Origin of the sequence: Allobosea sp. (assembly GCF_030694325.1) — a bacterium.
Taxonomy (GTDB): domain Bacteria; phylum Pseudomonadota; class Alphaproteobacteria; order Rhizobiales; family Beijerinckiaceae; genus Allobosea.
On record NZ_JAUXYO010000354.1, the window covers coordinates 22,919 to 46,978 of the forward strand.

The 24,060-nt window shown below is 68.0% G+C and carries 23 protein-coding genes; 7 read left to right on the forward strand and 16 right to left on the reverse strand.

The window, feature by feature from the left end:
* Positions 1 to 21: 21 nt before the first annotated feature.
* From Q8M82_RS23125 to Q8M82_RS23175, 11 genes are all read right to left on the reverse strand, one after another.
* Positions 22 to 762, reverse strand: a complete 741-nt coding sequence (locus Q8M82_RS23125; protein ID WP_305693640.1) for an SDR family NAD(P)-dependent oxidoreductase — start codon at positions 760 to 762, stop codon at positions 22 to 24.
* Positions 763 to 925: 163 nt separating this feature from the next.
* A complete protein-coding gene (purF, locus tag Q8M82_RS23130; protein WP_305693641.1) occupies positions 926 to 2,413 on the reverse strand; it encodes an amidophosphoribosyltransferase in 1,488 nt (495 codons plus the stop codon).
* A gap of 43 nt (positions 2,414 to 2,456) precedes the next feature.
* The gene (locus Q8M82_RS23135) at positions 2,457 to 3,140 is read right to left on the reverse strand and encodes a CvpA family protein (protein WP_305693642.1); all 684 of its coding nucleotides are present in this window, start codon (positions 3,138 to 3,140) and stop codon (positions 2,457 to 2,459) included.
* A 106-nt stretch (positions 3,141 to 3,246) separates the two neighbouring features.
* Positions 3,247 to 4,644: a DNA repair protein RadA gene (gene radA / locus Q8M82_RS23140; RefSeq protein ID WP_305693643.1), complete on the reverse strand. Its 1,398-nt coding sequence runs from the start codon at positions 4,642 to 4,644 to the stop codon at positions 3,247 to 3,249.
* A gap of 156 nt (positions 4,645 to 4,800) precedes the next feature.
* Positions 4,801 to 5,931: an alanine racemase gene (gene alr / locus Q8M82_RS23145; RefSeq protein ID WP_305693644.1), complete on the reverse strand. Its 1,131-nt coding sequence runs from the start codon at positions 5,929 to 5,931 to the stop codon at positions 4,801 to 4,803.
* Positions 5,928 to 7,415 carry a replicative DNA helicase gene (locus tag Q8M82_RS23150; protein ID WP_305693645.1) on the reverse strand — a complete coding sequence of 496 codons (1,488 nt, stop codon included), beginning with the start codon at positions 7,413 to 7,415 and terminating at the stop codon, positions 5,928 to 5,930. The genes alr and Q8M82_RS23150 overlap by 4 nt, the downstream gene beginning before the upstream one ends.
* Positions 7,416 to 7,616: 201 nt before the next feature.
* Positions 7,617 to 8,180, reverse strand: coding sequence for a 50S ribosomal protein L9 (gene rplI / locus Q8M82_RS23155; RefSeq protein WP_305693646.1), 564 nt, complete (start codon positions 8,178 to 8,180; stop codon positions 7,617 to 7,619).
* 59 nt (positions 8,181 to 8,239) lie between these two features.
* Positions 8,240 to 9,202 carry a hypothetical protein gene (locus Q8M82_RS23160; protein ID WP_305693647.1) on the reverse strand — a complete coding sequence of 321 codons (963 nt, stop codon included), beginning with the start codon at positions 9,200 to 9,202 and terminating at the stop codon, positions 8,240 to 8,242.
* A 157-nt stretch (positions 9,203 to 9,359) separates the two neighbouring features.
* Positions 9,360 to 9,605: a 30S ribosomal protein S18 gene (gene rpsR, locus Q8M82_RS23165; protein WP_038367644.1), complete on the reverse strand. Its 246-nt coding sequence runs from the start codon at positions 9,603 to 9,605 to the stop codon at positions 9,360 to 9,362.
* A gap of 3 nt (positions 9,606 to 9,608) precedes the next feature.
* Positions 9,609 to 10,067 (reverse strand): 30S ribosomal protein S6, encoded by a 459-nt coding sequence (gene rpsF, locus Q8M82_RS23170; protein ID WP_305693648.1) that lies wholly within the window; start codon positions 10,065 to 10,067, stop codon positions 9,609 to 9,611.
* A gap of 16 nt (positions 10,068 to 10,083) precedes the next feature.
* Positions 10,084 to 10,365, reverse strand: coding sequence for a hypothetical protein (locus Q8M82_RS23175; RefSeq protein ID WP_305693649.1), 282 nt, complete (start codon positions 10,363 to 10,365; stop codon positions 10,084 to 10,086).
* A gap of 27 nt (positions 10,366 to 10,392) precedes the next feature.
* On the opposite strand from Q8M82_RS23175, the gene fabD reads away from it, so the two are divergent.
* The 7 genes from fabD (at position 10,393) to gmk (ending at position 17,152) form a co-directional block, all read left to right on the forward strand.
* Positions 10,393 to 11,328 carry an ACP S-malonyltransferase gene (gene fabD / locus Q8M82_RS23180; protein WP_305693650.1) on the forward strand — a complete coding sequence of 312 codons (936 nt, stop codon included), beginning with the start codon at positions 10,393 to 10,395 and terminating at the stop codon, positions 11,326 to 11,328.
* A gap of 42 nt (positions 11,329 to 11,370) precedes the next feature.
* Entirely contained in the window at positions 11,371 to 12,108 is a 738-nt protein-coding gene (gene fabG / locus Q8M82_RS23185; protein ID WP_305693651.1) for a 3-oxoacyl-[acyl-carrier-protein] reductase, read from the forward strand.
* Between the two features lie 255 nt (positions 12,109 to 12,363).
* Entirely contained in the window at positions 12,364 to 12,597 is a 234-nt protein-coding gene (locus Q8M82_RS23190; RefSeq protein ID WP_056797969.1) for an acyl carrier protein, read from the forward strand.
* A 54-nt stretch (positions 12,598 to 12,651) separates the two neighbouring features.
* Positions 12,652 to 13,923 (forward strand): beta-ketoacyl-ACP synthase II, encoded by a 1,272-nt coding sequence (fabF, locus tag Q8M82_RS23195; protein WP_305693652.1) that lies wholly within the window; start codon positions 12,652 to 12,654, stop codon positions 13,921 to 13,923.
* A gap of 155 nt (positions 13,924 to 14,078) precedes the next feature.
* Entirely contained in the window at positions 14,079 to 15,494 is a 1,416-nt protein-coding gene (mltG, locus tag Q8M82_RS23200; RefSeq protein WP_465248092.1) for an endolytic transglycosylase MltG, read from the forward strand.
* A 125-nt stretch (positions 15,495 to 15,619) separates the two neighbouring features.
* Positions 15,620 to 16,501, forward strand: a complete 882-nt coding sequence (locus Q8M82_RS23205; RefSeq protein WP_305693654.1) for a YicC/YloC family endoribonuclease — start codon at positions 15,620 to 15,622, stop codon at positions 16,499 to 16,501.
* Positions 16,502 to 16,507: 6 nt separating this feature from the next.
* Complete coding sequence (gene gmk / locus Q8M82_RS23210; protein WP_305693655.1) at positions 16,508 to 17,152, forward strand: guanylate kinase; 645 nt, start codon at positions 16,508 to 16,510, stop codon at positions 17,150 to 17,152.
* A 9-nt stretch (positions 17,153 to 17,161) separates the two neighbouring features.
* On the opposite strand, the gene rsmA is transcribed toward gmk, so the two are convergent.
* Genes rsmA through lptF form a run of 5 tightly spaced genes read right to left on the reverse strand, consistent with a single transcriptional unit; the run spans position 17,162 to position 23,960 of the window.
* Positions 17,162 to 18,010: a 16S rRNA (adenine(1518)-N(6)/adenine(1519)-N(6))-dimethyltransferase RsmA gene (gene rsmA / locus Q8M82_RS23215; protein ID WP_305693656.1), complete on the reverse strand. Its 849-nt coding sequence runs from the start codon at positions 18,008 to 18,010 to the stop codon at positions 17,162 to 17,164.
* Positions 18,007 to 19,041 carry a 4-hydroxythreonine-4-phosphate dehydrogenase PdxA gene (gene pdxA, locus Q8M82_RS23220; protein WP_305693657.1) on the reverse strand — a complete coding sequence of 345 codons (1,035 nt, stop codon included), beginning with the start codon at positions 19,039 to 19,041 and terminating at the stop codon, positions 18,007 to 18,009. Before pdxA ends, rsmA begins: the two co-directional genes overlap by 4 nt.
* Before the next feature lie 41 nt (positions 19,042 to 19,082).
* On the reverse strand, positions 19,083 to 21,620 hold the full coding sequence (locus Q8M82_RS23225) for an LPS-assembly protein LptD (RefSeq protein ID WP_305693658.1): 2,538 nt from the start codon (positions 21,618 to 21,620) through the stop codon (positions 19,083 to 19,085).
* Between the two features lie 58 nt (positions 21,621 to 21,678).
* Entirely contained in the window at positions 21,679 to 22,767 is a 1,089-nt protein-coding gene (gene lptG, locus Q8M82_RS23230) for an LPS export ABC transporter permease LptG (RefSeq protein WP_305693659.1), read from the reverse strand.
* A complete protein-coding gene (lptF, locus tag Q8M82_RS23235) occupies positions 22,767 to 23,960 on the reverse strand; it encodes an LPS export ABC transporter permease LptF (RefSeq protein WP_305693660.1) in 1,194 nt (397 codons plus the stop codon). Before lptF ends, lptG begins: the two co-directional genes overlap by 1 nt.
* Positions 23,961 to 24,060 lie beyond the last annotated feature (100 nt).

Genomic DNA, 24,060 nt, shown 5'->3' on the forward strand with positions numbered 1-24,060 from the left:
CAAAGCCGACCATGACGGCTGTCAAGCCGGCATCTGCGGGCTGAGCACCTTGCCCTGCGGGAAGTCGAAAATCTTGCCGCTCTCGCTCCAGTCGGGCGAGGCTATGGCGACGAGGTGTGGCGCCAGCTCCTCCGGCGTCTTCAGCGTCAGCGGGTCCTCGCCCGGCATGGCTTCCGCCCGCATGCGCGTGCGCAGTGGCCCCGGATTGACCATCATGACCTTGAGCGGCGTCGTCGCCGTCTCGGCCGCATAGGTGCGTCCCATCGCCTCGACCGCGGCCTTGGAGATCGAATAGGGGCCCCAATAGGCGAGACATTTATGCGCCGCGCCCGAGGACATCAGGATGACGCGCCCGGCATCGGAAGCCTGCAGCGCGGGCTCGACCGACTTCAGCAGTCGCCAATTGGCCGTAACGTTCGTGTCGAACACCTTGGCCCATTCCTTGGGCGAGGCATGGGTCAGCGGCGACAGCGGGCCGAGGATGCCGGCATTGGCCAAGAGGATGTCGAGCTTGCCCCAGCGCTGCAGCAGGGCCGGGCCGAGCTTCTCGACCGCAGCAGCGTCGCCGAGATCAAGCGGCACCAGCGTGGCGTTTCCGCCCTCGGCTCGGATCTCGTCGTCGAGTTCCTCCAGCGCACCGCTGGTGCGCGCCAGCGCGACGACATGGGCGCCGGCTTTGGCGAAGGCGAGCGCAGCGGCCCGACCGATGCCGCGAGAGGCGCCGGTGACGAGCGCAACGCGCCCGGAGAGAGGTTGGGTCATTCCTGGTCCCCCATGCCCACATCCGCAGCCCTCATCCTGAGGAGCGCCAAAGGCGCGTCTCGAAGGATGCTCAAATGGGCTCCAGAGAAATCTGGATCATCCTTCGAGACGCCGCGTTCCGCGGCTCCTCAGGATGAGGGCTGCGGAGAGGACGGCCTCTCGATCAGCCCGCTTCCGCCAGCAGCGAGATCTGCTGCTTGGCACTCTCGCCGATCACGTCGGTCAGCGAGGTCGGATAGTCGCCGGTGAAGCAGTGATCGGTGAACTGCGGCCGGGCCGGGTCGCGACGTTCATGGCCCATGGCGCGGTAGAGACCGTCGACCGAGATGAAGGCGAGCGAATCCGCGCCGACGAACTCCCGCATCTCTTCGAGCGAATGTGTCGCCGCGAGCAGCTTCTCGCGGTCGGGCGTGTCGATGCCATAATAGTCGGGATGGGTGATCGGCGGCGAGGAGATGCGGAAATGCACCTCGCGCGCCCCGGCCTCGCGCATCATCTTCACGATCTTGAACGAGGTCGTCCCGCGCACGATCGAATCGTCGACGAGCACGATGCTCTTGCCCTCGACCACCGAGCGATTGGCGGAATGCTTCAGCTTGACGCCGAGCTCGCGCACCTTCTGCGTCGGCTCGATGAAGGTCCGGCCGACATAATGGTTGCGGATGATGCCGAGCTCGAAGGGAATGCCGCTCGCCTGCGCGTAGCCCAGAGCCGCCGGCACGCCGGAATCGGGCACCGGCACGATCACGTCGGCATTGGCGGGCGATTCGAGGGCGAGCTGCGCCCCCATCGCCTTGCGGCGTTCATAGATGCTGCGGCCCTTCACGATCGAATCGGGACGGGCGAAATAGATGTATTCGAAGATGCAGGGCCGCTCCGGCACCGCCGGGAAGGGCTTGTGGCTCTCGATGCCGCTCTCCGAGATGACGACGACCTCGCCGTTTTCGATCTCGCGGATGAAGCGCGCGCCGATGATGTCGAGCGCGCAGGTCTCCGAGGTCAGGATCGGCGCGCCGTCGAGCTCGCCCAGCACCAGCGGGCGGATGCCGAGCGGATCGCGCGCGCCGATCAGCTTCTTGTTGGTGATGCCGACGAAGGCATAGGCGCCCTCGATCTGGCGGATCGCCTCGACGAAGCGCTCGATGAAGCGCGGCTTGCGGCTGCGCGCCACGAGATGCAGCAGCACCTCGGTGTCGGAGGTCGACTGGTAGATCGCCCCGTCCCGCACGAGATTGCGCCGCAGGGTCAGCCCGTTGGTCAGGTTGCCGTTATGGGCGACCGCGAAGCCGCCGCCATGCAGCTCCGCGAAGAGCGGCTGGACATTGCGCAGGATCGTTTCGCCGGTCGTCGAATAGCGGACATGGCCGACGGCCTGCGAACCCTTCAGCTTGTCGATCACCGAGGCCTCGGAAAAGGCGTCGCCGACGAGGCCCAGCCGGCGCTCGGAATGGAAGCGACCGCCGTCGAAGGTGACGATGCCCGCCGCTTCCTGGCCGCGATGCTGGAGCGCATGCAGGCCCAGCGCCGTCAGCGCTGCCGCATCGGCATGGCCGAAAATGCCGAAGACGCCGCATTCCTCGCGCAGCCGGTCGGCATAGGGATCGAAGGGGGCGTCGCTGGCGCTGGCCTTCGTCGAGGATTCTGCGACCATCACGGGGCTCCTGAAAGCGGGACGACAGGCTTCTACGTGCGAATTACGGGCGAGTTGGGGCGGGGGTGGCCGGGCGCGTGCCGTCGATGGCGCGCTGCAGCGCCTGGCGGTCCGTGGCGTTGGGCGCCTCGGTCCGGCGCTGCGGCTCGGTTCCAGGAGCCGTGGGCTGGCGCGGCTCCTCTGCGGGGGCTTCCGTCGGTTCGCCCTCGCCCTTGGGCTTCAGCAGCTTCTTGATGAAGTCGGCGTTCACGTCCTGCGGCAGCATCGCCAGCAGCGAGCGACCGGTCTCCTCGAGCATCGGCTTGGCCTTGGCGTCGCGGGCCCAGGGCGGCATGTTCTTGTCGCCCATCAGCGCGGCGAAGAAGAGATAGCCGATCACCGCCAGCAGCAGGCCGCGGCCGGCGCCGAAGACGAAGCCCAGCGTCCGGTCGAGGGCGCCGATCCGGGAATCGAGCACGAAATCCGAGATCCGTGCCGTCACCAGCGAGACCACGATCAGCGTCACCAGGAACAGCGAGGCGATCGAGGCGATGAGCGCGATCATGTCGTTGGGGATGTACTGCTTCAGGATCGGCAGCAGCTGCGGGTGGAACACCCAGGCGACGGCCGCGGCGGCCGCCCAGGAGGCGATCGCGAGCACCTCGCGGGTGAGCCCGCGCACCGCCGCCAGCAAAGCCGAGATCAGAATCACGCCGATGACGACGAGATCGAGAATGGTCACAGGCATGGATGAGCCGCTTCGTTATGGTCTCGGAATGGCCTGCAACAGATGGGCTGGCCGCATCGGGTTTGCTATACGCGCTCGCGCCCGTTGCGTCACTATTGCGACACCGTCATTTCGCATCGCGGCGGGGCGCCCGCGCTGCGATATCGGCAACGAGTTCCGTGACATGGCCGAAGCGCCGCAGCGACAGGCCGTCGCCGTCGCCGGCCTCGGCGCCGCCGGAGGGCATCAGGGCGGCCTCGAAACCAAGCTTGGAGGCTTCGCGCAGCCGCGCCGCCGCGACGGAAACCGGCCGGATCGCACCGGAAAGCGCGATTTCGCCGAAATAGACCGATTCGGGCGGCAGGATCGCCCCTGTCAGCGAGGACACCAGCGCGGCGGCCACGGCGAGATCGGCGGCCGGCTCGTTGACCCGCAATCCGCCGGCGACGTTGAGATAGACGTCGTGCTGCCCCAGCCGCAGCCCGCCATGCGTCTCGAGCACGGCCAGCACCATCGACAGGCGGCTGTTCTCCCAGCCGACGACCGCGCGCCGCGGCGTGCCGAGCGAGGTCGGCGCTACCAGCGCCTGGATCTCGACCAGAACCGGGCGCGTGCCCTCCATGCCGGCGAAGACGGCGGCTCCCGGCGCAGCCTGATCGCGCCCGGCCAGGAACAGGGCGGAGGGGTTCGAGACCTCGGAGAGGCCCTTGCCGGTCATCTCGAAGACGCCGATCTCGTCGGTGGCGCCGAAGCGGTTCTTCTGGCCGCGCAGGATGCGGAACGCGTGCGCCCCTTCGCCCTCGAAGGACAGGACGGCATCGACCATGTGCTCGACCACGCGTGGGCCTGCGATCTGGCCGTCCTTGGTGACGTGGCCGACCAGGATCATGCAGGCACCGCTCGTCTTGGCGTAGCGGATCAGCGCCTGGGCCGAGCCGCGCACCTGCGTCACCGTTCCCGGCGCGCTCTCGACCTCGCCCGACCACATCGTCTGGATCGAATCGATCACCACCAGCGCCGGCCGCGGTCCCTGGCCGAGGGTGGCGACGATGTCCTCGACATTGGTTTCGGCCGCCAGCTCGACCGGCGCGTCGGACAGCCCCATGCGCTCGGCACGCAGCCGGACCTGCCCGGTCGATTCCTCGCCCGAGACATAGACGACGCGTCGTCCGGCAGAGGCCAGCGCCGCGCAGGCCTGCATCAGCAGAGTCGACTTGCCGATGCCCGGATCGCCGCCGATCAGCAGCACCGAGCCCGGCACGAAGCCGCCACCCGTGACGCGGTCGAGTTCACCGATGCCGGAGACGATGCGCGGCGCGTCCTGGGTCTCACCCTTCAGCCCTTCCAGCGCGAAGACGCGCCCGCGAGGCCGGCCCCCCGAGGCGCCGCGCGCGCCGGGAACCGGCGCGGCCTGCGCCTCCTCCGACAGCGACGACCAGGTGCCGCAGGCGTCGCACTTGCCCTGCCAGCGGTGATAGACCGCCCCGCAGGCCTGGCAGGTATAGGTGGGACCGCGCTTGGCCATCGCTAAACTGTCATTCCGGGGCTTCGCTTCAGCGAAGAACCCGGAACCCACGACCGGGCGTGCGCTCGCCACCGGGCTCGGCAAAGGTCGAGGCCCGTTGTGGGTTCCGGGTTCACGGCCGCGCCGTGCCCCGGAATGACAGCGCAGCCGCTCATCTCAAACGCCGACATAGCGCCGCGCATGGCGCCGTCCGAGACTGGTCAGGATCTCGTAGCCGATGGTCTTTGCACCGGCGCCGACCGCATCGAGATCGAGCGCGCCGCCGATCAGCGTCACCGGATCGCCCCGCTTCACCGACGCCGAGGGCAGATCCGTCACGTCGATGATGACCAGATCCATCGAGACCGTGCCGACGAAGGGGCACACCACACCATCGACGATCGCGCTGCCACCCGGACTGATATCGGTCCCGCTCGCATTGCGCGGATAGCCGTCGGCATAGCCGAGGCAGATCGTGGCGAGCCGGCTGTCGCGCTTGGCCGTCCAGCGCCCGTTATAGCCGACCTGCGTGCCGGCCCGGACGTCGCGCAGCTGCAGGATGCGCGAGGTGAGGCCGACCACGGCCCGCATTGGATTGGGCCGGCCCGGCGTCGGATTGCCGCCATAGAGCGCATAGCCGGGACGCGTCAGCTGATAGGAGGGGCAATCCTTCAGGAAATGCCCCGAGGAGTTCTTCAGCGAGGCCGGGATGCCGGGCAGTGCGTTGGCGATGGCGGCGAAGGCGGCCATCTGGCGCGCATTGGCCGGGTCCGCCTCGTCTTCCGAGGAGGCGAAATGGCTCATCACCAGCCCGATCCCCGCCGCGTCGATCTCGGTCCGGAAGGCTGAGACGACGTCAGCGCCGTCGCCCGCGGGAAAGCCGAGCCGGTTCATGCCGGTGTCGAGATGCAGGGCTGCAGGCCTGCCGCGCGCCCCGCCGGCGCGGAAGCCTGCCCATTCCCGCAGCTCCTCGGGCGAGCCGAGAACGGGCGAGAGGTCATGCTCGGCATAGCGGCCGCAACTGCCGGGCAGCAATCCGTTGAGGATGTAGATCGTGGCGTCCGGCGCCACCGCGCGGGCACGGACGCCTTCGGAGAGATGGGCGACGAAGAAGCTCCGGCAGCCGGCGGCGGCGAGCGCGGTCACCGCGGGCTCGATCCCGATGCCATAGGCATTGGCCTTGACGACGGCAGCGGCTTCCGTGCCAGCCTGGGCCTGGAGCGCGCGCCAGTTGGCGACGAGCGCGCCGAGGTCGATCGTCAGGATGGTGCCGCAGGTTTCGGCATCGGGTGTGTCGAAGGGGCTCATTCGCGGTCCGGGAGGCGCATTTCGTCGGCCCGGTCGGAGAAGCGTGTCACCTCGGCGTCGAACTGCAGCGCGATCGCCCCTGTCGGGCCGTGGCGCTGCTTGCCGATGATGAGCTCGGCCACGCCATGGGCGGCCTCCATCTCGATCTGCCACTTGTTGTGTTCTTCGGTGCCGGGGCGCGGCTCCTTGCCCTTGAGGTAGTACTCGTCGCGATAGACGAACATCACCACGTCGGCGTCCTGCTCGATCGAGCCGGATTCACGCAGGTCCGAGAGCTGCGGGCGCTTGTCGTCGCGGCTCTCGACCTGGCGCGAGAGCTGCGAGAGCGCCACGATCGGCACCGCCAGCTCCTTGGCGAGCGCCTTCAGGCTGGTCGTGATCTCGGTCAGCTCCTGCACGCGGTTCTGGCCGTTCTTGGCCGAGCCGGAGAGAAGCTGGAGGTAGTCGATGAACAGGACGTCGAGCCCCTTCTGGCGCTTGAGGCGGCGCGCCCGGGCGACGAGCTGGGCGATCGAGATGCCGCCGGTCTGGTCGATATAGAGCGGCAGCTTCTCGATCTGGGCGGCGACGTCGGTCAGCCGCGCGAACTCGGCCTCGGTGATGCGGCCCTGCCGGATCTTATAGGAGGAGATGCCCGACTGCTCGGCGACGATACGCGTCGCGAGCTGGTCCGCCGACATTTCGAGCGAGAAGAAGGCGACGATTCCGCCATCGACCGTCTTGATCGTGCCGTCGGTCTGGCGCTCGCCGCGCCAGGCCTTTGCGATGTTGAAAGCGATGTTGGTGGCGAGCGACGTCTTGCCCATGGCCGGGCGGCCGGCAAGCACGATCAGGTCGGAGGGCTGCAGGCCGCCCATGCGCTGGTCGAGATCGCGCAGGCCCGACGAGATGCCCGACAGCCCGCCTGCGCGCTGATAGGCGTTCGCGGCCATGTCGATGGCGGTGTAGAGCGCGGCGTCGAACTTCTGGAAGCCGCCTTCGTAACGGCCCTTTTCCGCCAGCTCGTAGAGCTTGCGCTCGGCCTCCTCGATCTGCTCGCGCGGCGGCATGTCGACCGGCGCATCATAGGCGACATTGACCAGTTCCTCGCCGACGCCGATCAATTGCCGCCGGATCGCCAGCTCGTAGATCGTGCGGCCGTAATCGCCCGCATTGATCACGGTGGTCGCCTCGGCGGCGAGCCGCGCCAGATATTGCGACGCCGTCAGCCCGCCGAGGTCGATCTCGCCGACGAAGGTCTTGAGCGTGATCGGCGTCGCGATCTTGCCGGCCCGGATCAGGCTGGCCGTCAGCTCGAAGACGCGCTGGTGGATGGGCTCGAAGAAGTGGTCCGGCAGCAGGAAATCGGAGACGCGGTAGAACGCGTCGTTGTTCACAAGGATGGCGCCCAGCAGAGCCTGCTCCGCCTCGATGTTGTGCGGCTGGACGCGATATTCGGCCTCGCGGGTCTCGAGACGGGTGACGAGGGCGGTTGCTGTGGCCATGGCCAATCGGGTGCGATCGATTTTAAATGCTGGCTCGACCCGCTAGCACAGGCAACGGAATGTCGCAGAGCTGAGTCGAGATAGGTGTAATCTACCACGCCGCCCATTTGTGCCAGCAGTCTTCCCCGCATTTCACAGCTTGCCAAAAGAAAGGCGCCGCGTTGCCGCGGCGCCCTTGACTCGATCAAGTAAGTCCTGATCTCAGCGGTCGTCCTCGCCGGCTTCCGCCAGTGCCGCGCCGACCTCGAGGCCCAGATCGTCGAGATCGAACTCCTCGCGGGCCGTGACGTTCTCGCCGCGCACCTGGCGCTCGGCTTCCTCGGCGGAGCGGGCGACGTTGACCGTGACCTTCACCGCCACTTCCGGATGCAGCACGACCGGGACCGTGTGCAGGCCGAGCGTCTTGATCGGCGCGTTCAGGGTGATCTGGCTGCGGGCGACGTTGAAGCCTTCGCCGGTCAGCGCGTCGGCGATGTCGCGGGTCGAGACCGACCCGTAGAGCACGCCGGACTCGCCCGACTGGCGCAGCATCACGACACTCAGGCCGTCGAGCGTCTCGGCGACCGCTTCGGCCTCCGACTTCAGCTCGAGATTGCGGGTCTCGAGCTCGATCTTCTGGCTCTCGAAGCGCTTGCGGTTCTCCTCGGTGGCGCGCAGCGCCTTGCCGCGGGCGAGCAGGTAGTTGCGGCCGAAGCCGTCGCGGACGCGCACGACGTCGCCCATCTGGCCGAGCTTGGCGACGCGTTCGAGCAGGATCACTTCCATGGTGTCGTTCCTTCGAGGGTTGAGGTCTTCGAGATCTCTTGAAACCGGGGCGAGGGCCCTCAGCTTCCGGGAGGTGGCGGGGGAGGCATCGCGGCCCGCTTGCGCAGTCCGAGAAGGGTGTCGACCATGCCGGCGAGCGCCAGCAGCGGCGTCAGCACGGCCTGCATCACGACCAGCGCGACATAGACGCTGACGAGCATGGGGGTGCGCCAGGCCTGTCCGCGCGACAGGTCGTGCAGCATGCACAGGCCGGAGAACATGAAGGCGGCGAACAGCGCGCCGACCAGCGCAACGCCCGCCAGCCCGACGAAGCCGCCCAGCGCCGCTGTGACGAGGCCGGCCAGGAGCAGGACCAGCGCCGAGCGCGGCAGAGTCGTCGAGGGAATGAACGGCCAGGGACGCGGCAGCCGCCCCGAGAGCTGCACGGCCTTGGCGGCCAGCCAGAGATTGGCGGTGATCGTGGTGACGACCGAGGCCCCGATGCCGAGCGGCACGGCGCGAACCAGCAGCGGCGTCACATTGGCGGCCATCTCGGCCTGGGTCACGCCCGCCGGCAGGGTCAGCATCTTGCTGCGAACCATCTCGGCGAGGAGATTCTCGACCATGCGCGCGATCACGGCCCGGTAGGTTTCGTAATCGGTCGTCATCACCAGCGCACTGGCGACGCTCGCCAGGGTCGCGGTGCCGGCGATCCAGATCATCAGGTTGCCCAGCGGGTACCATTCGACCGCGCCGGTCTCGTCCGACCGTGCGAGCAGGGCGAGATAGGCGATCCACCAGGCCGGCAGCGCAATGATGGCGGCAAAGGCCAGTCCGGCCGGCAGGGTCAACGCGACCGACACGGCGAGCGCGCCGGTGCCGGCGGCGTAGAGACCGGCGCGGTGGTTCCAGCCGAGGGCGGCGATCAGGATCGGGAGGGGGGCGGCCGAATACAACAGCACCGCCAGCGGCGATCCGGTGATCACCACGGAGAAGAGCAGCGCCGCTACGAGGCCTGCGCCGATTCCGACGGCCTGGGTCATTCTTCGTCCTGCTGTCCCGCTGCTCCCGGGCCGCTGGGGCCGGGCAGGGTGAGAGGCTTCCGCCTCAACGAACCCGGTGGGGTTTCACCACGGGGCGACTGGCTTTAGTGAAGGAAACCCGGCGGCGATCGCTCGCCGCCGGGGCGTTCGCGTCCGCTCAGCGGATGACGTAGGGCAGCAGGCCGAGGAAGCGGGCGCGCTTGATCGCCTGGGCGAGCTCGCGCTGCTTCTTGGCCGAGACGGCCGTGATGCGCGACGGCACGATCTTGCCGCGCTCGGAGATGTAGCGCGAGAGCAGGCGCACATCCTTGTAGTCGATCTTCGGAGCGCCCTCGCCCGAGAAGGGGCAGGACTTGCGGCGGCGGAAGAAGGGGCGGCGGGCGCCGGCAGATGCAGTCGACATGGCTCAGGCCTCCGCGCCGGTCGTTTCGGGAGCAGCTTCGTCGTCGCGACGCGGACGGTCACGACGCGGGCCGCGGTCGAAGCGGTCGCCGCCGCCGGGACGGTCGAAGCGATCGCCGCGATCACCACGGTCGTCGCGGTCGCGCTTCTGGAGCATGGCCGACTGGCCCTCCTCGAGTTCCTCGACCCGGATGGTCAGGAAGCGCAGCACGTCTTCGTTGATGCGCATCTGGCGCTCCATCTCGGCGACGGCGGCAGCCGGGGCGTCGATGTTCAGCAGCGAATAATGCGCCTTGCGGTTTTTCTTGATGCGATAGCCCAGGGACTTCACGCCCCAGTACTCGACCTTGGGGACCGAGCCGCCATTCGCCTCGATGATGCCCTTGAACGTCTCGACAAGGGTTTCGACCTGCTGCGCGCTGACGTCTTGCCGCGCGAGCAGGACATGCTCGTACAATGCCATGGTTGGCCTTTCCGTTTCACACTGCTTCGCCCGGCGCGGAGCCCTTCGAGCCCTGGAACAGGCCCGACAGGATTTCATCGAAGGCGGAGACACGGGATGACGATTCCACCGGAATCTGCAGCGCGAGCGCTGCCATCCGTTCAGCCTCCGGCCGAACAAACAGGAGGCGGTCGTTACAGTGCGGCGCCGCAATATGCAACCGAAATCGCGGCATCGGCGTGGTCGGGACGGCCTTTGAAGTCTTTCGGCGCTTGACTTGGCGTCCAAGGCAGTGTGACAGCGCCGTGAAATCGCTCAAAACGTTTGAAATCCGGGACCGACCGTCATGACGACCGCCTTCATATTTCCGGGCCAGGGCTCGCAGGCCGTCGGCATGGGCAAGAACCTGGCCGATTCCTTCGCCACCGCGCGCGCGGTCTTCGAGGAGGTCGATGCGGCGCTGTCGCAGAAGCTCTCGACGCTGATGTGGGAAGGCCCGACCGAGGAACTGACCCTGACCGCCAATGCCCAGCCCGCCCTGATGGCGGTCAGCCTCGCGGTGCTGCGCGTGTTGGAGGCCGAGGCGGGACTGGATCTGAAGCGGGACGCCGCCTTCGTCGCCGGCCATTCGCTGGGCGAGTATTCGGCCCTCGCGGCCGCTGGCACTTTCGGCATCGCCGATGCCGCGCGCCTGCTGCGCATTCGCGGCGACGCCATGCAGAAGGCGGTTCCGGCGGGGCAGGGTGCCATGGCGGCGCTGCTGGGGGCCGATCTCGATCTCGCATGCGCGATCGCGGCCGATGCAGCGCAGGGGGAGGTCTGCGAGGCGGCCAATGACAATGGCGGCGGGCAGGTCGTGCTGTCGGGCGCGAAGGCGGCGATCGATCGCGCCATCGTCCTCGCCGGCGAGCGCGGTGTCCGCCGCTCCATGCTGCTGCCGGTTTCGGCGCCCTTTCATTGCTCCCTGATGCAGCCGGCGGCGGAGGCGATGCGGGCTGCGCTCGCCAACGTCGCGATGCGGCCCCCGGTCGTGCCCGTGATGGCCAATGTCGGCGCCGCGCCGCTGAGCGATGTCGAGGCCATTCGCGCCTCGCTCGTGGCGCAGGTCACTGGCACGGTGCGCTGGCGTGAGTGCGTCGAGGCGATGGCGGCCGCCGGCGTCGATCGCTTCGTCGAGCTCGGCAGCGGCAAGGTCCTGGCCGGGCTGGTGAAGCGCATCGCGCCCGGTGCCACGCCGCTATCGGTCGGCACGGCGGACGACGTGTCGGCCTACAAGCCCTGAAAGGGCGCGCGAGAACGGCAGAACGCCGAAAAGGGAGAGACGATGCTTGATCTGACGGGCAAGAAGGCGCTGGTCACCGGCGCCACCGGGGGGCTGGGCGGCGCCATCGCACGCAGGCTGCATGCGCAGGGCGCCACCATCGCGCTGTCGGGGACGCGGGCCGAGGCGCTCGAGGCGCTTGCCGCCGAACTCGGCGAGCGGGCGGTCGTCACGCCCTGCAATCTGGCGGACAGGGAGTCGGTGGAGGCTCTGGTGCCCGCCGCCGAGGAGAAGCTCGGTGGCCTCGACATTCTCGTCAACAATGCCGGCGTCACCAAGGACAACCTCTTCCTGCGGCTCAAGGACGAGGATTGGGACAGCGTCATCGCCATCAACCTGACGGCGGCCTTCCGGCTCTCGCGCGCGGCCGTCAAGTCGATGATGCGCCGCCGCTATGGCCGCATCATCTCGATCGGCTCGGTCGTCGGCACCACCGGAAATCCGGGGCAGGGCAACTACGCCGCCTCAAAGGCCGGGCTGATCGGAATGTCCAAGGCGCTCGCCGCCGAAGTCGCCAGCCGCAACATCACCGTCAACGTCGTCGCGCCGGGCTTCATCGAGTCACCGATGACGCAGGCCCTGAACGACAAGCAGCGCGAGGGCATCCTCTCCGACGTGCCGATGGGGCGCCTGGGTTCCGGCGAGGACGTGGCGGCGGCCGTGGCGTACCTCGCCAGCAGCGAAGCCGGTTACGTCACCGGACAGACCCTTCATGTCAACGGCGGAATGACAATGATCTGAAGCGGTTGCCGCGATTTTTGAAAGAATTCGCGAGTGCCGTCGACATACTCGCCAGCCAAGATCGGCTGTGTTAACTAGCGCCGTCGGGCCGCGATGCGGGATCCGGGGGACTTGACGGGAACCCGGTTGTTGCGTTTGTGCAGGCTTCGAGTTCCGGCCCGTCGGCACCCTTCGGTGCTGCGGGAGCCAGGAGTGACAGCCCCTCTACGCGGCGCGGTTCGGCGCTGCGTGTTTTAAGCTTTAAGGAAAAGACCCATGAGCGATGTCGCCGAGCGCGTGAAGAAGATCGTGGTCGAGCATCTCGGCGTCGAGCCTGAGAAGGTCGTGGAAGGCGCCAACTTCATCGAGGATCTGGGCGCGGACAGCCTCGACACGGTCGAGCTCGTGATGGCCTTCGAGGAGGAATTCGGCGTCGAGATCCCGGACGATGCCGCCGAGACGATCGTGACCGTCGGCGACGCCGTCAAGTTCCTGTCGAAGTCCGCCTGATCGGCCGATCGGTCGATCGTCGCTGAAAGAGCCATGGTTTCACGCAGTCTTCCGATGCGACGCGTTGTCGTGACCGGCCTCGGCATGGTGAGCCCGCTCGCCTGCGGCGTCGAACAGACCTGGACTCGCATACTCGCCGGCGCCAGTGGCGCCGGCCCCATCACCACCTTCGACTGCAGCGATCTTCCGGCGCGGATCGCCTGCAGCATCCCGCGCGGCGACGGCTCCGACGGCAGCTTCGATCCCGATCAGTGGATGGAGCCCAAGGAGCAGCGCAAGGTCGACGACTTCATCGTGTTCGCCATGGCGGCCGCCAAGCAGGCCCTGGCGGATGCGAACTGGGCTCCCGAGAGTTACGACGACCAGATCGCGACCGGCGTCGCCATCGGCTCGGGTATCGGCGGGCTCGGCGGAATCTACGAGGCGTCCATCCTGCTCAAGGAGCGCGGCCCGCGCCGGCTTTCGCCCTTCTTCATCCCCGGCCGGCTGAGCAATCTCGCCGCCGGCTATGTCTCGATCGAGCATGGGCTGAAGGGTCCCAACCATTCCGTCGTCACCGCCTGCTCGACCGGCGCGCATTCGATCGGCGACGCCGCCCGCATGATCGCGCTGGGCGATGCCAAGGTCATGGTCGCGGGCGGCGCCGAATCGGCGATCAACCGGCTCGGGATCGCCGGCTTCTGTGCCTGCCGCGCGCTCTCGACCGATTTCAACGAGACGCCCGAGAAGGCCTCCCGTCCCTATGATCGCGACCGTGACGGCTTCGTCATGGGCGAGGGCGCCGGCGTCGTCGTGCTGGAGGATCTCGAGCACGCGCTGACGCGCGGTGCCAGGATCTATGCCGAGGTCGTCGGCTACGGCATGTCGGGCGACGCCTATCACATCACCTCGCCGGCCGAGGACGGCGACGGCGCCTATCGCTGCATGCGCGCCGCTCTCGATCGCGCCGGCATCTCCGCCGCCGATCTCGACTACATCAACGCCCATGGCACCTCGACGCCGCTGGGTGACGAGATCGAGCTGCGGGCGGCAGAGCGCCTGCTCGCCAACGCGCCGCGCAAGCCGGCGATGTCCTCGACCAAGTCGGCGACCGGCCATCTTCTGGGCGCGGCTGGGGCCGTCGAGGCGATCTTCGCCATCCTTGCCATTCGGGACCAGATCGCCCCCCCGACGATCAACCTCGACAATCCCTCCGTCGAGACCGATCTCGACCTCGTGCCCCATGTCGCGCAGAAGCGGAAGATCGACGTCGTGCTGTCGAACTCCTTCGGCTTCGGCGGCACCAACGCGTCGCTGGTCATGCGGCGCTACGTCGACGGCGCGTGACGGGCGCGGCCTGCGCGCTTTCGCCATATTCTTGCGTAGAGTGCCCCGCAGCGGCGGGACTGTGAATTTGCTTTCGCGGCCGACGTGAATCCGGTTTGATGGCGTGCGCTGGCCAGGGGAGGCGTCCGGTCCAACCGGTCGCCGCGACGGGCGGGGTGGCGTGCAGTGATGAAGTTCAAAGTGCGAGCACGACAGCTGTGAATCATTCGCCCCGCGTTGCCCCCAAGAGTCCCAGCGAGGCGTTGAAGCCGGTGGCCCCGCCGGCGCCGCCGCCCAAGACGCGTCGTCGTCGCCGGAGTCCTTTCATCGCGATGATGAGCGGGCTCTTCACGGCCCTGCTGGTGGCCGGCGGGCTTGTCGGTGCCGGCATTGCGATGGTCAGCAGCCAGAGCCGCGCACCAGGCCCGCTCGCCAGCGACCGCGTGCTGATCATCCCCAAGGATAGCGGCCTTGCCGACATCGCCGACCTGCTGCAACGGGAAGGGCTGATCGAGCATCCCTGGGCGTTCCGCGTCTCCGCGCTCGTCAGCGGCAACTGGACCAAGCTCAAGGCCGGCGAATATCTGTTCAAGTCGCGGGCGAGCCAGGCCGACATCCTCGACATCATCGCCGAGGGCAAGGTCGTCGAGCACTCGGTCACCATCCCCGAGGGGCTGACGAGCGAGCAGATCGTCGCGCGGCTGCGCGACAACGAGCTTCTCACCGGCGACATCATCCAGGTTCCGCGCGAAGGCTCGATCCTGCCAGACACCTACCGCATCCCGCGCGGGTTCAGCCGCCAGGCCATCATCGACCGCATGGCCCGCGACCAGCGCGCGGTCCTGGCCCGGATCTGGGAACGCCGGCCGGCCGACCTGCCGATCAAGACGCCACAGGAACTCGTCGTCCTGGCGTCGATCGTCGAGAAGGAGACCGGTCGCGCCGATGAGCGGCCGCGCGTCGCCGGCGTCTTCATCAACCGGCTGAACCGCCGCATGAAGCTGCAGTCGGACCCGACGATCGTCTACGGCATCGTCGGCGGCAAGGGCACGCTCGGCCGCTCGATCCTGCGCAGCGAGATCACCCAGGCGACGCCCTACAACACTTATGTCATAGACGGCCTGCCGCCGGGGCCGATCGCCAATCCCGGCCGTGCGGCCATGGAGGCGGTGGTCAGCCACTCGCGGACCAAGGACCTCTATTTCGTCGCCGACGGCAGCGGCGGACACGCCTTTGCCGAGACGCTCGAGCAGCACAACCGCAATGTCGGGCGCTGGCGCCAGATCGAGGCCGCGCGGCGCGATCCGGGCAAGCCGCCGGCCGAAGCGTCGGTTGACAAGGTCGAGCCGACGCCGTCGCCCGATACGCGCTCCGAGGCGCCCGCGCAGCAGCCGGCAGACGGCGAGGCGATCGAGACCTGGCCCGTGCCGGGCAACCGCCGCGCGGCAGCCGGCCAGCTTCCCCAGGGCGCGGCGATGGCCGGCGGTCGCGTGCGCGCCTTCGATGCCTCGGAAGGCACGGCGCGCGACCCGCTGCTGAACAAGACCTTCGACCTCAACTCGCCCAAACAGGTGCCGGTGCTCCGGCCCTGAGGCCCGCGGTCGGCGAAGCCGGGCCCGTCCCCAGCTTCCTGACGAGAGCGCTTCCGACCGCGCTTGCCCCCCGGCGCCCCCGCCACTACGGTCCCGCCGCGTCGAGGGGCGGAAGGCAGGACAGCGTGGCGATCGAGAGCATGACGGGCTTCGCCCGGGCAGCCGGGACGGTGGGCATCCATGCCTGGGCGTGGGAAATCCGCAGCGTCAATGGACGCGGCCTGGACATTCGCGTCCGCGTGCCCCCGGGCCTCGAGGTGCTGGCCGAAGCGGCGCGCAAGCGCCTGACCGGCGCCTTCTCGCGCGGCACGCTGCACGTCAATCTGCAGGTCACCAGCGATGCCGGCCCCCCGCGCCCTCGTATCAATGAGGCAGCGCTGGCGGCGCTGCTCCAGGCCGTCGAGCGCCTGCCGGCCTCGGCCGTCGTGACCCCGCCCTCCTATGACGGGCTGCTCGGCATCCGCGGCGTCGTCGAGCTCGCGGAGGAGGGGCAGGATACGCTCGCCGCGGTCGAGAAGCCGGTCCTCGCCGGGCTCGACGAGGTCGTGGCGGGCCTGAAGGAAGCCCGCGCCAGCGAGGGGCGGGCTTTGGAGGCGGTCCTGCGCGGCCATCTCGACAGCATTGCTCGGTTGACGACGGAGGCCGAGACCCATCCGGCGCGTGGCGTCGACGCGATCCGCGAGCGCATCGCCGCCCAGGTCGCGCTGCTGCTGGAGGCGAGCCAGGCGCTCGATCCGCAGCGCCTGCACCAGGAGGCCGCGCTGATCGCGGTCAAGGCCGACATTCGCGAGGAGATCGATCGCCTGCACGCCCATGTCGCGGCGCTGCGTCTGCTGCTCGAGCAGGGCGGCCCGATCGGCCGCAAGCTCGATTTCCTGTCGCAGGAGTTCGGCCGCGAAGCCTCGACGCTCTGCGCCAAGGCAGGCGATGCCGCCCTGTCGCGCATCGGCCTCGAACTGCGCACCGTCGTCGACCAGATGCGCGAGCAGGTACAGAATGTGGAGTGAGTGCTGATGGCCGACATCGCGCGCCCGGCCCGTCGCGGGCTTATGCTGATCCTGTCCTCGCCATCGGGCGCGGGCAAATCGACCCTCACGCGCAACCTCAAGACGGAGAACAATCTCGATCTCTCGGTCTCGGTGACGACCCGTGCCAAGCGCCCCTCGGAGATCGACGGCGTCCACTACCGCTTCATCGATCGGGCGAGTTTCGACCAGATGAAGCAGCACAACGATCTGCTCGAATGGGCCGAGGTCCACGGCAACGGCTATGGCACGCCGCGCAAGGAGGTCGAGGCCTCGCTGGCAGCCGGCCGCGACGTGCTCTTCGACATCGACTGGCAGGGCACGCAGCAGATCGTGGCGAAGGCGCGGGCCGACGTCGTGACCATCTTCATCCTGCCGCCATCCATGGCCGAGTTGCGCTCGCGCCTCGTGCGGCGTGCCGAGGATGCGCCGGACGTCATCGCCAAGCGCCTCGGCAACGCCCGCGACGAGATCGCCCGCTGGAACAAGTACGACTACGTGATCATCAACGACGATCTCCAGGCGGCCTATGAATCGGTCAAGGCGATCCTGACCGCCGAACGCCTGAAGCGTGAGCGCGCGACCGGCCTGTCGGAGTTCGTCAACAGCCTGCTGTCGGAAAAGCTGCCCTGAACACGGCCGTCAGAGCCGCGTCGCCAGGGTCTGCGCCAGACGCACGAACCCGCTGACCGGCACCTCCTCGGCGCGGGCCGTCGGCAGGAGCCCGGCCTCCTCGATCCAGTCTCCGGGTTCAGGAAGAACCGCCTTCAGGCTCTGGCGCAGCATCTTGCGGCGCTGCCCGAAGGCGGCGAGCGTGATCCGCTCCAGCAGACGTCTGTCGCAGGGCTCGGGCTGCTCACGAGGGATCAACTGCACGATCGCCGAAGTGATCTTGGGCGGCGGCACGAAGGCGCTGCGCGGCACGTCGAACAGGATCTTGGTCTCGCAGCGCCAGTTGCACAGCACGGCGAGGCGGCCATAGTCGGCGCGCTGCTCGGGCGTGGCGACGATGCGCTCGGCCACCTCGCGCTGGAACATCAGCGTCAGCGAAGTCCACCAGGGTGGCCAGGCCTCGGGGCTGAGCCAGCCGACCAGCAGCGGCGTGCCGATGTTGTAGGGCAGGTTGGCGACGATCCGCGCCGGGCCGCCGCCGAGCCGCTCCGACAGGTCGACCGCCAGCGCGTCGCCGTCGACGACCTCGAGACGGCCGGGGTAATGCGCGCCGATCTCCTCCAGCGCCGGCAGGCAGCGCCGGTCGCGCTCGATCGCGATGACGCGGCCGGCCCCGGCCGCCAGCAGCGCGCGGGTCAGCCCGCCGGGCCCGGGCCCGATCTCGACCACGGTCTCGCCCTCGAGCGATCCGGCGGAGCGCGCGATCCGCGAGGTCAGGTTCAGATCGTAGAGGAAGTTCTGGCCGAGCGACTTCTGCGCCATCAGCCCGTGGCGCTCCACCACCTCGCGCAGCGGCGGCAGCGTGTCGATCTGGCTCATGCCGGTACCCGTCGATGCTGCGTGGCCATCCGCGCGGCGAGCCGCAGCGCCGCGATCAGGCTGTCGGGCCGCGCGATGCCCCGGCCGGCGATGTCGAAGGCGGTGCCGTGGTCGGGCGAGGTGCGGATGAAGGGCAGGCCGAGCGTGACGTTGACGCCCTCGTCGAAGGCGATCGTCTTGATCGGGATCAGCGCCTGGTCGTGATACATCGCCAGCGCGCAGTCATAGCCGGCCCGCGCCCGGGCATGGAACATCGTGTCGGCCGGGTAAGGGCCGCTGGCCTCGATGCCTTCGGCCCGAAGCGCCTCGATGGCTGGGCGCACCACGGCGTCATCCTCGCTGCCGAGCGCGCCGCTTTCGCCGGCATGGGGGTTGAGGCCGCTGAGCGCCAGCCTCGGTGCTTCGATGCCGAAGCTGCGGCGCAGCCCATTCGCCACGATGCGCGCCGTCTGCACGATCAATTCCGTGGTCAGCAGGTCCGGGACGCGCCGCAGCGGGATGTGGATCGTCACCGGGACGACGGCGAGGTCCTCGCACCACAGCATCATCACCGGCAGCGGCACGGGCCCGCCATCCGCCGCGAGATGGGCCAGGAACTCGGTATGTCCGGGATGGGCGAAGCCGGCGGCATAGAGGACCGACTTCGCGATCGGGTTGGTGACCACGGCCGCGGCCTGGCCCGCACGGACCGCCGTGACGGCGCGGGTGATCGAGGCGATCGTTCCCGAGGCCGTGGCGGGGTCGGGACGGCCGGGCTCGATCGCCGGTGCCCCATCCAGCGGGATCACCGGCAGCCCATCCGCGAAATCGCTCGCCGCCCGCTGCCAGTTGCTGGCGATGAGGCGGACGTCGAGGGCAAGCCGCCGCGCCAGCCGTCCGAGATGGTCGAGATCGGCGATGCAGGCGAAGGCCGGTAGCGCGTCGACATCGCGCCTCAGCCAGGCCGACAATGCCAGTTCGGGGCCGATTCCCGCCGGATCGCCCTGGGTCAGGGCGAGAGGCGGCAGAGGCGTGGAGGCCTGCGGGCGCATCGGGCTTCCCTGTCGCCGCTGCGCCGCTGTCGATCGCGAGATCAGCGGCTGGAGGAGGTCACGCCGTCGCCGACGGAGGAGCCGTCGAGGTTCTGCGAGTAGCTGATTTCGCCCAGCGTGCGCAGTTCGAGGCGGAACATCACCGTCCGGGTGTCCTTGGTCGCGCCCGACTGGCGGTCCGCATAGCTCTGCGAATAGCTGACGTCGAACACCGTGCACTCGTCGGTGTAGTTGATGCCGAAGGAGGTCGACGCGGTCTGCATCAGGCGGGAATCGACATAGCGCGGCTGCGCGATCGTCGTCGGCGACGCCATCCAGGATGTGTATTGCGCCAGACGGACCTCGCGGTCGTATTTGTACTTGTCGAGATCGAACAGCACCCCCGCCCGCAGGCGCCAGTTCGGCGTGACCAGCAGCGAACCGTTGAGCGAGAGGCCCTCGCGACGCCGGAAGACGCCGAGTTCGGGCTGCGGCTCGTAGCGGCCATAGCCGACGGAGGCCGTGATCACGCTCGTCGCATAGGTCGCCGCCGCGTCGATGCGCTGCGCCTCGAAGGTGGTCGAGTTCAACCGCGCCGCGCCGGTGAAGAACAGGCCGGCCATGGGCGAGAGCTGGGCGCGCGCGACGATGTCGGAGGTGTCGGTCTGCAGGCCCGAATCGAGGCCCGTATTGACGAGGTCGCCGGTGGCGAAGGAGTTGCGCCCGCCCAGATGGTAGGACTGGCCGAGCAGCAGGTTGGCGAAGGCCTCCTTGCCGAAGCGGCCGGTATAGAGCGCGCCGACATTGGCGCGTGTCCCGCCTTCGACGCGGTCATAGCCGGAGAACTTGCCGCTCCACTCGAACAGGTTGTTGGCGTCGAAGACCAGGCTCTGCGAGTCCTCGTTGGCGACGCGCAGGCTGTTGGTCTCGTTCGGGCGCGCCACGATCTGCGCCACCGGCTCGATGATGTGCGTGCCCCAGTTCGTCTTGGCGACGAACGGGTAGCGGTACATCAGGCCGATTGCCGGCATCGCCCGGCCGAAGACCTCGTCGGAGGTATCGACGATCGTGCGGACATTGGAATTCGGGTAGCCGGTCGTGTCGGGATTGACCGAGAAGATGTCGGCTCGCACGGAGGCGTAAGGCGTCCAGACCTGGCCCAGCGGATCGATGATGTTGCGCCGCCAGGCCACCTCCGCGGTCGCCCGGGCTATGTTGCCGGCCAGACCGCGCACGAGGCAGGTGTTCTTCTGGTAGACGGCGCAGCCGTCATAAAGCGAATAGCCGACGCCTGTGCTAGTCGTGCCGCTGAACAGATAATTCGTCTGGCGAGGCAATTGCGAGAACGCGGCGGCATCGCGCGTCAGATGCGTGACATTGGCGTTGAAGGTGATCTCGCCGCCGAGGAAGCTCGGCTTGTGCACCCGCTTGTTGTAGTCGATCACCGGCAGCACGACGGGCTGCTGCTTCTGCCAGTCGGTCGAGGTCAGCGGCTGGAAATAATAGCCGCGCATGTCGAACCAGCCGCTCGCCGTCTGGCCGTTGAGATAGGCCGTCGAGATCGCTTCCTGCAGATAGGTGGTCGAACTCACGCTCTCGTTCAGGATGCGGTAGTTCTTGTAGAACCACCGGTCCGTCGACATCGACGCGTTCCAGCCGAAGGTCCAGCGCGGGTTGATGAAGAACTTGCCGTTGGTCTGGACCGATCCGCGGAAGGTGTCGTCGCCCGCGCCCAGCGGCGCAGCGAGGAAGGCTTCCTTCTCCTGCTGGAAAATCCCCGAGGCGCGGATCGTGTAGGAGCCGTTCATCAGGCGGTGCCGCCACTCGACCTGGCCGAGCAGGCCCTGCCGGCTGAGATAGGTCGGGGTGAGGGTGAGATCGTAATTGGGGGCGAGATTGAGGAAATAGGGCAGGCCGATGCCATAGCCCAGCGGCCCGGTGTTCAGGAACTTCGGCGACAGGAAGCCGGATTTCCGCTTCACCGTCGAATCCGGCCCCGACATGTAGGGAATATAGGCGAGCGGGACGCCGGCGAATTCGAGCCGCGCCTCCTCGTAATAGATCGTCTGCTCGGCCTTCTTGTGGATGATGCGCGCCGAGCGGACCTGCCAGAGCGGCGGCCGCTCGGGATTGTCCTTGCAGGGCTCGCAGGCGGTGTAGATGCCCTTCTCGAAGATGAAGGTCTCGCCGTCGGTGCGCTCCGCGCGCGGCGCGGTGAAGCGCGTGCGATCCGGGTTCACGACCCGCAGCGAATCGATGAAGCCGTCGCGGAAATCGTCGGTCAGGTTGAAGCGGTCGCCGGTGATGACCGTGCCGTTGGCTTCGGTGATGCGCGCGTTGCCGGTCGCGATGACGCGCTTGCCGGCCTGGTCATAGGTGACCTTGTCGGCCTCGATCGTCCGGCCCTGATAGAGAATCTGCACGTCGCCGACGGCGGAGACGGTCTTCTTGTCGTTGTCGTAGACCAGTTCGCGCGCATCGACGACCATCCGGTCCTGCGGCTTCGCGGCGGGCGGGGTCTGCGCAAAGGCGCTCCCGGCCGAGGCCAGGACGAAGGCGAGGCTCGTGGCGAGGGCGGTCGCCGCGGCAAATCGAGCCATGCGTTTCACGCCCGGAACCATACGCTCAATCCTAAATTAACCATAGGCACAGTACGATCTACCCGTCTTCCTGGTGAAGGAGCGCGAGCGCGCCCAGCATCGCCCCGATCGCGGCGGGCAGCCAGGCTGCGACCACGGGATTGACGATTCCGGACGAGCCCAATTCCTCCGACAGCTGCGTCGCAACATACAGCATGAAGCCGGCAGCGACACCAGCTATCACCAGTTTGGTCACCCCACCAAACCTGAAAAATCTTAAGGAAACGGATGCGGCCACCAGCACCATGGCGACCAGCAACAGCGGCCGCGCCATCAGTGACTGATAGCGCAGTTCATAGCGCGTCGTGTCGAGCCCGGCGCGCTGGGTCCGCTCGATGACCGCGGGCATGGACCAGAACCCGACCGCTTCGGGCGGGGTGAAGCTCTGCCGCACCTGCTCGGGCTCCAGCGTCGTGGCGAACAGATAGGTCTTGTAGCTCTGTGGCTCTTCCATGGCGGAGATCACGCGGGCATCCGACAGCTCCCAGTAGCCGCCGCGCAGGACAGCCTCGCGCGCGTCGATGCGCTCGCTGAAGCCGCCGCCGGGCGCGAAGCTGAAGATCGCGACATGGGCGAGGCCGTTGCCGTCCGGCAGCGAGCCGGCCGCCCGGATGATCGCCTGTCCATCGACGCTGCGCTGGCGCAGCCAGATCTCGGGGGCGTTGCTGGTCTGCGCGCCGCGGACGAACAGGCGTGTCTCCAGCGCAGTCGCCTTGCGCTTCAGCTCTGCGGCGACCGGATTGTAGACCAGGATCGACACGAGCCCGATCGTGCCGGCGACGACCGCCGCCGGCTGCAGGAACTGCCAGGCCGAGACGCCGACCGAGCGGGCGACGACGAGTTCGAGCTTCCGGCTCAGCGTCAGCAGGGCGAACATGCCGCCGAACAGCACGGCGAAGGGAAAGATCTGCTCGGCCACGCTCGGCACCCGGAACAGGGCGAGCTGGACGATGAGCGGTGTCGTCGCGGCGGGCGAGTCGCCGGCGCGCCGCATCAGCTCGACGAAGTCGAGCGTGCCGATCAGGAAGAAGAACGTCCCGAACACGCCCAGGATGGAGCGCGTGAACTGCTTGGTGAGATAGCGTCCGAAGGTGGTGGCGAGCAGCATCAGGCGCGCCTGAAACGGGCCGATAGCGCCGAGAACGGCAGCAGCAGCGGCGCCGTCGCGCGGGCGAGCAGCGGCCGCATCGTCTGGCCGTAGAGGATGACAGCGGCCGACAGGGCGATCGCCGCCACGGGCAGGATGTACAGCATCGCAGCCGCCAGAGGGGAACGCACGCTCGCCGTCCAGGCCATATAGGCGCCGATGCGGGTCGCCGCGACGATCAGGATCGCGGACTGGATCGCGAAGGCCCGGCCCTGTCGCGTCGTACGCGCCTCGCCGATGCAGGCGAAGGCGATCAGCATGAAGGCCATCGGATAGAGCGGCGCCGAGAGACGGTTGTGCAACTCGGCTCGGAAGCGACCGGACTGGATCTTGTAATAAGGCTCGTTCGGATCCTGGTTCAGCAACTGCCAGGTCGTTCGTTCGCGCGGCTTGTAGATCGCCTTGTCGCCATCGCCTTCGCCGGGGCCGCCGGTCGGGTCGCCCGAAAGGGCCGAGAGATTGAGAGCATAGCGCTCGAAGGAAATGATCGAACTCGTATCCGTGTTCTTCGTCTCGCGCTGGATCGTGCCCTTCTCGAGCATCAGGAAGCTGTTACCGTCGACATCGACCGTGCGGCCGCGCTCGGCGATGTAGATCGAGGGCTGGTTGGGGTCGCGCCGATCCTGCATGAAGATGCCGACCAGCGCGTCGCCCGAGCGCTCGCGATAGTGGAAGGTGACGCCTGAATCGAGCGCCACGAACTGTCCTTCCTTGACGACGTTGGCGACGAAATCCGCACGGATCAGCGTGATCAGGTCGCGCAGAATCCGGAAGCCGTTCGGCATCACCGAGAGCGTCATCCAGCCGACCAGCAGCGAGGTGGCGATCGTCAGCACGATGAAGGGCCGGGTGATCCGTTGCGGCGCGACGCCGGCCGCGTTCATCACGATCAGCTCGGAATCGCTGTTGAGCCGGTTCAGCGTGTAGAGCGTCGCCATGAACAGGGCGACGGGCGCGATGCCGGCGATCAGCGCGGGCAGCGACAACAGCGTGACGGTGAAGAAGATCAGGACCGTCTGGCCCTTGCCGGTGATGAGATCGACCTCGCGCAGGGCCTGTGTCACCCAGATCACGCTGGTCAGCCCGATCAGCAGCACGATGGCCGCGATCGTCGCCATCTTCAGGATGTAGCGGTCGAGACGCTGAAGCAGCACGCTTGGCTTTTCCGATGGGGCGGCATGGGGCGCGGCCCCGTCGCTGGTGGTTCGCGGAGAACACCCTATGGTATAGGCGCAATCATGGCGCAAACGGGAA